The sequence below is a fragment of the Vibrio sp. 378 genome, assembly GCF_033339435.1.
Genome location: NZ_JAWOUO010000440.1, coordinates 1 through 763, shown reverse-complemented (window position 1 = coordinate 763; position 763 = coordinate 1). Strand labels below are relative to the sequence as shown.

Annotated in this window: 1 protein-coding gene and 1 pseudogene; both read left to right on the top strand. The window is 50.2% G+C overall.

All coding sequences use genetic code 11. From position 1 onward, the window contains the following. Positions 1 to 124 (top strand): annotated as a pseudogene (locus tag R7Q48_RS26810) (efflux RND transporter periplasmic adaptor subunit); the annotation flags it as partial. 10 nt (positions 125 to 134) lie between these two features. Beyond that, positions 135 to 763, top strand: a 629-nt coding sequence (locus tag R7Q48_RS26805) for an efflux RND transporter permease subunit (protein WP_318133273.1), incomplete at its 3' end; no start/stop codon positions are given.

Below are 763 nucleotides of genomic sequence, written 5' to 3'. Positions count from 1 at the left end.
TATCGACGCATACCAAGCGTGTGTGACCGGAAGTTTTGAGCAAGGCGATTATGTGGTGATCAGCGGTAGCCATTATCTGAGCGAGGGCGATGCCGCCCCAAACCTGACCATCAAGACGTTGTAGGTGCGAATCCATGATCAATTTAGCTGAATTCGCGATTCGCCAACGTAAGTTCGTTCTGTTCTTTATCGTATTGAGCGTGATCGCTGGCATCTATTCTTACTTCGACTTAGGCAAGTTGGAAGACCCGAGCTTTACGGTAAAAACTGCGGTAGTCGTGACCCTTTATCCGGGTGCGTCTCCCGAAGAAGTCGAGCACCAAGTCACCGATACCGTGGAAACCAAATTGCAGGAAATGGCGGAGTTGGATCGCTTGCGCTCATTGTCTCGCCCAGGTTTGTCTATGGTCTTTGTTGACCTCAAAGAGAGCCTTAACTCCAAAGCACTTCCGCAGGAATGGGACTTATTGAGACGCAAAGTGGACGATGTAAAACTGCAGCTACCTTCCAGCGCGCAGATCAGCGTAGTACAAGACGAGTTCTCTGAAGTCTACGGTATGCTTTTCTCTATCCACAGCACAGATGCTGCGCCAGAAGAGTTGCGTCGCTACGCCGAAGAGCTGCAACGCCAAATCAAAGCCGTCGACGGCATCAAAAAGATCGAGCTACACGGCATTCAACCTCGCGTTGTACATATCGATATGCCAGACGAGCGCTTGGCTCAATATGGTTTGTCGATCGCACAAGTTTGGAACCAACTGAG